Below are 9,288 nucleotides of genomic sequence, written 5' to 3'. Positions count from 1 at the left end.
GAAAATTAAAATTAGTCAACAGAATCAAGAAAAATATTGCTAAATTTGAGATTAAACCTGAAGACGTCGGATTTAGTAAAACACTAAATATCAGTACTTAATATTTGACGTTAGTTGGAAGCAAAAAACACTCAGATTTACAGGAAATCCACAAATTCATTTTTATATATCGAGAATTATAGATATATTTGTCGTATGGAATTAAAAGTAGCAACTGAAATAGGCAAATGTTTATCTAACCAGACCAGACTTCAAATTATGGAATGGTTAAAAAAACCTGAAAACAATTTTCCACCACACGAGACATTAAAGCATTTTAATGATGGTGTATGCGTTACTTATATTCAAGAAAAATCGGGTTTATCTCAATCAACCATTTCTACCTATTTAACCAATATGGAAAAATGTGGTTTACTCATCTCGACAAGACATGGGAAATGGTCTTACTTAAAACGAAACGAACAATTAATCAAAGAGTATAGCGAATATATACTGAAATAGTTTTTTTACACTTTAATATCTATAATCCTAAATATATAGAAATGATAAACATTGAGGTCAAGCTTATAAACCCACTAGAACATCAAGTAAAAGCACTTGATTTGTTAGAACAGTTGAATCCCAATTTGGAGCCAAAACAAATTGAAAACATGCTAATAGAAATGGTGAAACTACCCAATTATACATGTTTTGGTTTGTTTCAAAACAATAAATTAATCGGCATTTCCAGTGGTTGGACTACGATACGAATTTATTGCGGAAAGCAAATAGAATTAGATAATGTTATTATCGATTCAACTATTCAATCGAAAGGATATGGAAAATATTTTATGAATGCAATAAAGGAGTGGTCATTAAGGAACGACTATAAATCTATAGGTTTAAATACTTATGTGCAAAATTCAAGGTCTCACAAATTTTATTTTAATGAAGGATTTAAAATTTTAGGGTTTCATTTTGAAAAAAGACTAGCGTAATTATGTTTGATATTGTAGGTTATATCGCACTGGGATTAAATCTATATTCAATGTACTCAAAAGGAGAACATAGATTAAGAGTTTTTTCAGCAATTGCAAACTTGACTTATGTAATTTATGGAATTCTAATAAACGCTCTGCCCCTAGTTATGGGCTGCTCTATTGCCGTTATCCTTCATCTTTATAGATTACACAAATTAAAGGATGAAAAAAAATCAACTTATTAAAGACAAAGTATAATCATCGTTATGAAAGAATATTCAAAATCAAAATTAAACAGAGTAAAGCGTGGAAACAAAAGAGCTACCTATGATGTTGAAAAAATCAACACCATATTAGATGCAGGTTTTCTTGGCTACGTAAGTTACATTTATGACGGGAAGGCTCTTTGCTTACCCATGGGGTATGGTAGAAAAGACAATAAAATTTACCTACATGGTTCTAATGCCAACAGAATGTTATTAACATTAATTGAAGCCAAAGAAATGAGTATGACGGTTACTCATTTAGATGGATTAGTTTTAGCACGTTCGGGATTACATCATTCGGTAAATTACCGTTCTGCAACCTTGTTTGGCACAGTGAGAAAAGTTGAAAATGATACCGATAAAGAAGCTGCCCTGGTTTGCTTTATGGAACAAATGATTGAAAATAGATGGGATGAAATAAGACCAATAAACCAAAAAGAATTAGACAGAACTTTAGTAGTTGAAATGACCATAGAGACTGCCTCAGCTAAAATAAGAGATGTTGGTGTTGAAGATGAACCAGAAGATTATGATTTAGATATTTGGGCTGGTATAGTCCCTATAAGACAAATTGCAGATTATCCCATTTCTGATAAAGGAATTTCAGAGAATATGAAAATACCTGAACATGTATTGGAATATTATGTAATAAACAAAAGTTAAAATTAAACATAGTACCATGAGTGAGAATATTATTTTGAGAAAAAATCCAAAAATTGAATTCCACTTTAGCGATAGTGGATTTCAGTTAATTGATGAACAAACAGTAAGAAATTCTGGTTTCTACTCATATAGTCAATTACAATCCATTGAACTAAACAGTATTTGGTTTCCCAAGCTAGCTAAATGGTTAAGAGTTATTACATGGATATTTAACGGTGTTCCATATTTTCCAGATGCAAAGTCATATAAAAAAGCTAACATCGTTATTTACCTCAAAAAAGAAAATCTTGGTATCTGGTTAACTAATTCTTATATGGTTACACAAGCAAAAAAGATAAAGAATTTATTAGACAATAAAACAAAGTAAAAAGATGAACTTTAGAAAAGCAACAAGGGATGATATACCAAAAATAGTAGAAATGCTTGCTGATGATGAACTTGGTAAAACTAGAGAAAACTATCGAATACCACTGCCTGTTGAATATCTTAATGCTTTTGAAAATATAGCTACAGACCAAAATCAAGAACTAATCGTTGTTGAAACCGAAAACTCTGAAATTGTTGGAACTCTACAATTGTCCTTTATACAATATTTGACTTACCAAGGAGGAATAAGAGCCCAAATAGAGGCTGTAAGAATTAGAAAAGATAGAAGAGGATTTGGTATTGGAAAAGCAATGTTTAAATGGGCTATTAACAGAGCAAAGGAAAGAAAAGCCCATTTGCTACAACTAACGACTGACAAAAAAAGGCCGAAGGCAGTTAAATTCTATGAAGATTTAGGATTTAAAGCAACTCATGAAGGAATTAAAATGCACTTTGAATAAAAAAGCCAGTTGCCAACAACGTATAAAATTAATTGCTAGTTTTAGCCTAGTTACGAAAGTCCTCGCGGATTTTCTATTCGGTTTTTATTTGCTAACTTTAGTGCTTAGAACACGCAACTAATCTTATACAAACACGTTAGGCACAATATGGAGCAACATCTAATTGACAAAAATTGGGAGACAAAAATTTAACTAATAGTTTTGAAAATGAAATTTTCAATACAACTTCGGAATTATCTCAAGATTATGCTGAACTCGCATTAGACTCATTAACAAGTGAAAGTCTTTTAAGCGAAATTCCCATTGTCAAATCTTTAGTATCTTTCTATAAAATTACATCTTCAATTGTTGACAGACATAATGTTAAGAAAATATTGGTTTTTTTAGAAGAGTTTCACTCAAAAAACATTGATGAAAATAAACTGAAAGAATTTAAAGGAAAGTTTAAAGAAAATCCAAAACATAGGAATCAAGTTTTAGAAACAATTTTATTGCTAAATGAAAAATTTATAGATACTGAAAAGTCAAAAATATTGGCTAATTTATTCTCTGCTCATGTTGAGGATAATTTAACTTGGGAAGAATTTATTAAAATGTCTTTTATATTAACAAATCTGAATCCAGCAGGCTATAAATTTCTGGAAAAATATGTTGACAAAGAATCAAGTATTAGAACGAAATTGCACGAATCAATTGAAGGAGAAGCTTTACTGATGGCTTGTGGAATTGGAACAATGTTTGACCTACAATTTAAACCAACAAGAACAGCTATTAAACTTTATGAATATGGTTTAAAACCCCTTAAAAAATAATCATATTATGAATGGACTTAAAAAATATATATTGCTATTTGGATTAATTACAATGTGTGAAATAAACTTTGCTCAACAACTGAATATTGAGCAAACTATAGATTATATTAATCAAAAATTAGGTTCAACGAAAAATATTGAAATTAAAAATAATGGATTATTTATCATGACTGAATTGATGACAAATGACCAGCGACTTAAATGGGAAGAAAGAATAAAATTATTTAAGCGTAATCCTGAAAATTATAAAAATATATATTCTCAAAGATACGAGGCGAATATTCACAGCTTAGAAGTAGAAAAAAGTATTAAATTTAATAAGTTCGTAACTGAAATAAAATGCAAAACACCTTATTGCTTAACATGGACGAATTATATAATGTACAATAGAAGTGGTAACGAGGTAATTGAGAACACTAATCAAACCATCCTATCTTATCAAAAACAAGACAATAGAGATAAAATTCACAATGCATTTAAATATCTTTTTGGTTTAATAAAAGAAAGTAATTCGTTTCAAAGTACCGATGATGACCCTTTTGCAAATGAAAATTTCAATAACACATATAGTTACGTAGATGGTATTAAAAGCATAGAAGAGATTAAACTTAAACGTGAATCTGGTGTATATCATATTTCGATTGATATTGGAGGAGTGACAAAAAGTTTTGTGCTTGATTCTGGAGCTAGCGAAATTTCATTATCATCCGAATTGGAAAAAGAATTTATTGCACGTGGAATAATCAAAAAGGAAAGTTATCTTGAACCCGCACTTTACAGAATTGCTGACGGTTCAATCATTTCCAAAAAGAGAGTTGTTTTAAAAAATATTAAAGTAGGAGAATATATAGTTAATAATGTTACGGCATCCATTGGCTCATCAAACATACCTCTATTACTTGGAAAAAGTTTTCTTGATAAGTTTAGTAAATGGACTATTGACAATACCTCTGAAAAACTGATATTGGAAAAATAAATACTGTGCCTAACATTGTATAAAATCAATTGCTTGGTACTTGCCTACTTACGAAAATCCTCGCGGATTTTCTACTAGGTTTGTACTTGTTAAATTGCGTTTATAACCAACGCAACTAATCTTATACGTAACCGTTGTGGTGCATATTGAAAAACCGACCAGAAAATAAATGAACGAATTAGAATTAACAGGTGGAGCAAGAATTGGAATGGCAAATGCGACATTTCCCTTTGCGACTTTAAAAGTGAATAAAGAACGATTGGAGCTAAATGCTTCGATAGTTGGAAATCTGACTTTTCAAGCATCAGATATTATTTCAATCGAACCTTATACAATGATTCCAATTCTAGGACAAGGAATTAAAATAAACCATACAGTTGCAAACTATAAAGAAAGAGTGATTTTTTGGACTTTTAAAGACCCTAATTCAGTTGTTCGACAAATTCAAGAAACGGGATTTTTAAGCAATCAAAATTTGACTGAACAAAAAATTGACAGGAAAATAGTTAAAAAACAAAGTAAAGGCGGATTTCCAATCAAAAAAGGTTTTGCTATTGGAGCAATAGTTGTTTGGAACTTACTTTTCTTGACTGACTTTATTCCGTTCTTTCTTGGAAAAACAGATGAATTTCCTATTGGAAACGGAGTTTTAACTGCAATCGCACTTTTGTTTCTGACTGCTCTTTTTAGTCTAATCTCTTCCGACTTTAGACGACTGATTTTAAAAGAAGGGCGAGAATTGAATGACATAAAGAAATTCGCAATTTTCGCAATGATAATAAGTGGATTTATGCTATTGCAATTAGGAATAATGACAAAATTTATGAATTAAAAAATACGACACCACAACAATGGCTATAAGTAATTGCTTGTTCTCGCCTACTTCTGAAAATCCTCGCGGATTTTCAGTTTGGTGTTTACTTGCAAAGTTTCGTGCTAACCCACGCAACTACTCATAGCCGAGACGTTGTAGGTAATTTACCAACCCAATAAACTGAATGGAAAAAATTCAAAATCAGAAACACACAAAAGAAACTCTCTACTACTCTATTTCACGAATGTTGGAAAGAGCATCTTATTATGGATTTCGTGCTCTTGTGGTTCTTTATATGGTAGGAGAAACATTGAATATGGAAAGAACTGAAGCCTTAACGATTTACGGTTGGCTTGTAGGTTCGTTAGTTTTCTCTCAAATTATCGGAGGTCTTTTTGGAGACTTACTTATTGGAAATAAAAAAACAATTATAATTGGTGGAATTATTCAAGCAATCGGAGCTTTCAGTTTATGCATTCCTTCCACAACTGGACTTTATTTAGGTTTATTTCTTGTCGTTTTAGGTAGCGGATTTTTCACGCCAAATATCATCTCAAATTTCGGAAAAACATATCTGAATAAGACTAAATTATTAGATTCAGGATTTACGATATTCTATCTCGCAATAAATTTGGGTTCTTTCCTGGGAATTTTACTAATTGGATATTTAGGAGAAACATATGGCTACAATATCGGATTTGTAATATCTGGAATATTAATGTTAATCTCAATAATTCCTATCATTCTTTCAAAAGAAAAAGGAATGGATGAAATTGAGAAAAATGAGTTTCCAATAGGTAAAAGAATTTTAAACATCTTAATTGCATTTATTGTTGTTGGTTTATTTTGGGGATTTTACGAATTATCAAGCATTCGGACTTTTGATTTACAGTTACAATTGAGTGAAATATCAACTTTAGGTATCCCAAATCATTTATGGCAATCAATCAACTCTATTTTCATTTTACCGATTAGTATAATTGCAATTATTTTGTGGACTTACTTTTACAGCAGTCAGTTCTTTAAATTAATGCTTGGGTTTGTTTTTGGAGTAATATCATTCGGAATATTAATCTTAATTCCAGAAGTACCAACTGAACAGCATACAGTAACTTATTTGATTTCATTACTTTTTCTTGCAATTTCGGAAATTCATATTGCACCAATAATCCATTCAATTTTGACAAAATATTCTAATCCAAAATATTTAGCAATTTTAATTAGTTTGGCATTTTTACCAACAAGATTGATTTCTTTAATTTTTGGTTTGTTTAACGATAAATTATATGACAATCCAATGTTAGGACTGAAAATTGGAATAGCAGGAATGGTAGTTGTTGGAATTGGATTGATTGGATATGTATGGTGGAATAAAAAAACTACCTACAACACCGTATAAAATTAATTGCTAGTGCAAGCTTACTTACGAAAATCCTCACGGATTTTCTATTCGGTTTGTATTTGCTAAATTAGGTGCTTAAAACACGCAACTAATCTTATACAATCACGTTGTGCAAAATAATGACTAAATAATTCTTCAATCATGAAAACGCTATTAATTCTCATTATTTTAATTTTACCTATTTGTTCTTTTTCACAACAAGTTGCGGACACCTTATATAATCCAAAAATACAAAATACAGTATATGAGAATGGAGAAGGACCTACTGTTTTTATTGACGAAGGGCATCATAATTTCCATACAAAGAATGGTAGGTATAAGGCATTTTCAAATCTTTTAGAGAGAGATGGATACAATGTGAAAGAGTACAAAGGCAAGTTTAATGAAAATGACCTGTCAAAAGGAAAAATTCTTGTTATATCCAATGCACTAAACGAGATTAATGTTGAGGATTGGGTTCTTCCTAATCCATCAGCTTTTTCAAAATCTGAAATAGAAGCTGTTAAAAAATGGGTTAATTCTGGCGGGAGTTTATTCCTTATTGCCGATCATATGCCAATGGCCGGAGCTGCAAAGGATTTGGCAATGGAATTTGAATTTGAATTTACAAATGGATTTGTATTTGATACAATAAATAGAGGACCAGCATATTTTAATCTGAAAGAAAAAACACTTGCTGAAAGTATTATCACTAAAGGAAGAAACTCATTTGAAAGTGTTAATCAAATTGCAACATTTACAGGTCAGGCTTTCAAAATTCCTGATGATGCTAATCCAATTCTAACTTTTAATAAAAATTATGTAAATATGCTTCCTGATACAGCCTGGGTTTTTGACAAAAATACTACTAAATACAATGTAGAAGGATGGTCACAAGGAGCATATAAAAAATATGGAAAAGGGAGAATTGTGGTATTTGGAGAGGCGGCTATGTTTTCAGCCCAATTAGCTGGCCCAAAAAAAAGAAAAATGGGAATGAATAATAAAGTCGCACCTGAGAATTATCAATTATTACTGAATATAATTCACTGGTTAGATGGGGTAATTGAATGATTAAACTTTGCACAACAACGCGTATAATTCATACTACTTCTCTACTCCAATTTTAATTACTACATTTAAACAACTGATTTGCTACGCCTGAAAATCCTGCGGATTCCCAACCGTACAAATCATACACGAACACGTTACCAATAATGCGCAAGCAAGTTTGTGCAACTGAAAAAAACTTAGTTTCATTTTCGTTTTTTTTTAGAATTTTAAGAAAGAAAATTAGAAAAACTCTCGTGCTGAATTTTTAAAATTTTGCGAATTTATCACTCAAACGCGGAATGAAAAGCAACATCGGAATTGCTCACTCAAAATCTGAATGAATTGCTGTTCGGAATTTGACAAAAATATGGAAAAGTGGAAAGCGGAACTGAACGTAAAAATCACATCGGAATTTGAGAAAGTTTGCGGATTTGAAAACTCCTGAATTTACTCAAACTCGGAAAAACATAAATTGCGGAATTAAAGAAAAACGGAATGAATTATAAATCGGAATAAAGCACTATTGGTAACACGGTGTATAATTCATTACGGCGGATTTTCCTAACGGAAAATCCTCACACTTTTGCTATCTTTGTGTTTAACTCGGAAAAATCTTGCCGATTTTTCCGTAACGAAATCATACACTAAAACGTTGTGCGTCATTAAAACAGAACCCTGAAAGATATGGAATGGTTAGAGAAAATAATCGATGAAACTTTAGACAAAATGGCTAAGGAAGAGATTCTAATGAAAAGACCTGACCCAAATATGCCGAATGAAATGTTTGATTCAACTATTGAGTCTGATAGCGATTGGAAAGGTTGGAAACCGATTCCAAGTGTTTTGGATGACTCGGACTTGAATAAACTGGAAAAAATGATTGGAATTGAATTACCACTTTCCTATCGTCATTTTTTGAAGTATAAGCACTTTTATGAATTAGATATTGCTGATTTTGCAGTTAACTTTCCAACTCATCTTCCTGACAAAAGTCTCGATGGATTTAAGGAATGGTTTTTCGAATATTACGAACCTGAATTACTAATAGGAAAAGGGTTGGTTTACTTTGCAGGTTTTCAAGACTACGGGCTTTTATGTTTTGACTCTAAAGTAAAAAGAGAAAACAATGAATATCCTATCGTATTTATTGACCACGAAGACTTGATAACAACACACCATTATTCAGATGATTTTAAAGAATTAATGACAGCTGACAGAGAAAGAGGGAATCGATTTATAATGGAATTGAACGAATATTATAGAAAACAATAACGAACGCACAACAATGGCTATAAGTAATTGCTCGTTCTCGCTTACTTCTGAAAATCCTCGCGGATTTTCAGTTTGGTGTGTACTTGCAAAGTTAAGTGCTAAACCACGCAACTACTCATAGCCAAGACCGTTAGCGTTTATTATGACCCGTCCTGAATAAAGGCTACATAATTTTAAACATTATGTACAAAAATGACAAAGTAATTAGACGGTATTCAGAATCCTTTAAACTCAAAATTTTAGACGAACTTACCGCAGGAAAACT

Annotated in this window: 12 protein-coding genes; all 12 read left to right on the top strand. The window is 31.3% G+C overall.

Annotated elements, in window-relative coordinates:
- The first annotated feature begins 195 nt into the window (after positions 1–195).
- The 12 genes from L3X37_RS14970 (at position 196) to L3X37_RS14920 (ending at position 9,023) form a co-directional block, all read left to right on the top strand.
- The gene (locus tag L3X37_RS14970) at positions 196–501 is read left to right on the top strand and encodes an ArsR/SmtB family transcription factor (RefSeq protein ID WP_237240976.1); all 306 of its coding nucleotides are present in this window, start codon (positions 196–198) and stop codon (positions 499–501) included.
- A 41-nt stretch (positions 502–542) separates the two neighbouring features.
- Positions 543–977, top strand: coding sequence for a GNAT family N-acetyltransferase (locus tag L3X37_RS14965; RefSeq protein ID WP_237240975.1), 435 nt, complete (start codon positions 543–545; stop codon positions 975–977).
- Between the two features lie 2 nt (positions 978–979).
- Complete coding sequence (locus L3X37_RS15540) at positions 980–1,204, top strand: YgjV family protein (RefSeq protein ID WP_369409910.1); 225 nt, start codon at positions 980–982, stop codon at positions 1,202–1,204.
- Positions 1,205–1,225: 21 nt separating this feature from the next.
- Positions 1,226–1,888 carry a pyridoxamine 5'-phosphate oxidase family protein gene (locus tag L3X37_RS14960; RefSeq protein WP_237240974.1) on the top strand — a complete coding sequence of 221 codons (663 nt, stop codon included), beginning with the start codon at positions 1,226–1,228 and terminating at the stop codon, positions 1,886–1,888.
- A 16-nt stretch (positions 1,889–1,904) separates the two neighbouring features.
- Complete coding sequence (locus tag L3X37_RS14955) at positions 1,905–2,255, top strand: hypothetical protein (RefSeq protein WP_237240973.1); 351 nt, start codon at positions 1,905–1,907, stop codon at positions 2,253–2,255.
- A 4-nt stretch (positions 2,256–2,259) separates the two neighbouring features.
- Positions 2,260–2,715, top strand: a complete 456-nt coding sequence (locus L3X37_RS14950; RefSeq protein ID WP_237240972.1) for a GNAT family N-acetyltransferase — start codon at positions 2,260–2,262, stop codon at positions 2,713–2,715.
- 173 nt (positions 2,716–2,888) lie between these two features.
- Positions 2,889–3,527 carry a hypothetical protein gene (locus L3X37_RS14945; protein ID WP_237240971.1) on the top strand — a complete coding sequence of 213 codons (639 nt, stop codon included), beginning with the start codon at positions 2,889–2,891 and terminating at the stop codon, positions 3,525–3,527.
- Between the two features lie 7 nt (positions 3,528–3,534).
- A complete protein-coding gene (locus L3X37_RS14940; protein WP_237240970.1) occupies positions 3,535–4,503 on the top strand; it encodes a retropepsin-like aspartic protease family protein in 969 nt (322 codons plus the stop codon).
- 169 nt (positions 4,504–4,672) lie between these two features.
- Complete coding sequence (locus tag L3X37_RS14935; protein WP_237240969.1) at positions 4,673–5,335, top strand: hypothetical protein; 663 nt, start codon at positions 4,673–4,675, stop codon at positions 5,333–5,335.
- Positions 5,336–5,501: 166 nt separating this feature from the next.
- Entirely contained in the window at positions 5,502–6,716 is a 1,215-nt protein-coding gene (locus L3X37_RS14930; protein ID WP_237240968.1) for a POT-type proton-dependent oligopeptide transporter, read from the top strand.
- Between the two features lie 144 nt (positions 6,717–6,860).
- Complete coding sequence (locus L3X37_RS14925; protein ID WP_237240967.1) at positions 6,861–7,772, top strand: DUF4350 domain-containing protein; 912 nt, start codon at positions 6,861–6,863, stop codon at positions 7,770–7,772.
- Positions 7,773–8,435: 663 nt separating this feature from the next.
- Positions 8,436–9,023, top strand: coding sequence for an SMI1/KNR4 family protein (locus L3X37_RS14920; RefSeq protein WP_237240966.1), 588 nt, complete (start codon positions 8,436–8,438; stop codon positions 9,021–9,023).
- The last annotated feature ends 265 nt before the right edge of the window (positions 9,024–9,288 follow it).

Source organism: Wocania arenilitoris, assembly GCF_021728535.1.
In the GTDB taxonomy this organism is placed as follows: domain Bacteria; phylum Bacteroidota; class Bacteroidia; order Flavobacteriales; family Flavobacteriaceae; genus Wocania_A; species Wocania_A arenilitoris.
The sequence above is the reverse complement of the archived record's forward strand: the minus strand, read 5'-3'. Positions and strand labels throughout refer to the sequence as shown.

What these genes read in the sequence shown, in the direction of transcription:
- L3X37_RS14925 (WP_237240967.1), top strand. Translation starts at nt 6,861, where the DNA reads ATGAAAACGCTATTAATTCTCATTATTTTAATTTTACCTATTTGTTCT.
- L3X37_RS14970 (WP_237240976.1), top strand. Translation starts at nt 196, where the DNA reads ATGGAATTAAAAGTAGCAACTGAAATAGGCAAATGTTTATCTAACCAG.
- L3X37_RS14920 (WP_237240966.1), top strand. Translation starts at nt 8,436, where the DNA reads ATGGAATGGTTAGAGAAAATAATCGATGAAACTTTAGACAAAATGGCT.
- L3X37_RS14960 (WP_237240974.1), top strand. Translation starts at nt 1,226, where the DNA reads ATGAAAGAATATTCAAAATCAAAATTAAACAGAGTAAAGCGTGGAAAC.
- L3X37_RS15540 (WP_369409910.1), top strand. Translation starts at nt 980, where the DNA reads ATGTTTGATATTGTAGGTTATATCGCACTGGGATTAAATCTATATTCA.
- L3X37_RS14955 (WP_237240973.1), top strand. Translation starts at nt 1,905, where the DNA reads ATGAGTGAGAATATTATTTTGAGAAAAAATCCAAAAATTGAATTCCAC.
- L3X37_RS14930 (WP_237240968.1), top strand. Translation starts at nt 5,502, where the DNA reads ATGGAAAAAATTCAAAATCAGAAACACACAAAAGAAACTCTCTACTAC.
- L3X37_RS14940 (WP_237240970.1), top strand. Translation starts at nt 3,535, where the DNA reads ATGAATGGACTTAAAAAATATATATTGCTATTTGGATTAATTACAATG.
- L3X37_RS14950 (WP_237240972.1), top strand. Translation starts at nt 2,260, where the DNA reads ATGAACTTTAGAAAAGCAACAAGGGATGATATACCAAAAATAGTAGAA.
- L3X37_RS14935 (WP_237240969.1), top strand. Translation starts at nt 4,673, where the DNA reads ATGAACGAATTAGAATTAACAGGTGGAGCAAGAATTGGAATGGCAAAT.
- L3X37_RS14965 (WP_237240975.1), top strand. Translation starts at nt 543, where the DNA reads ATGATAAACATTGAGGTCAAGCTTATAAACCCACTAGAACATCAAGTA.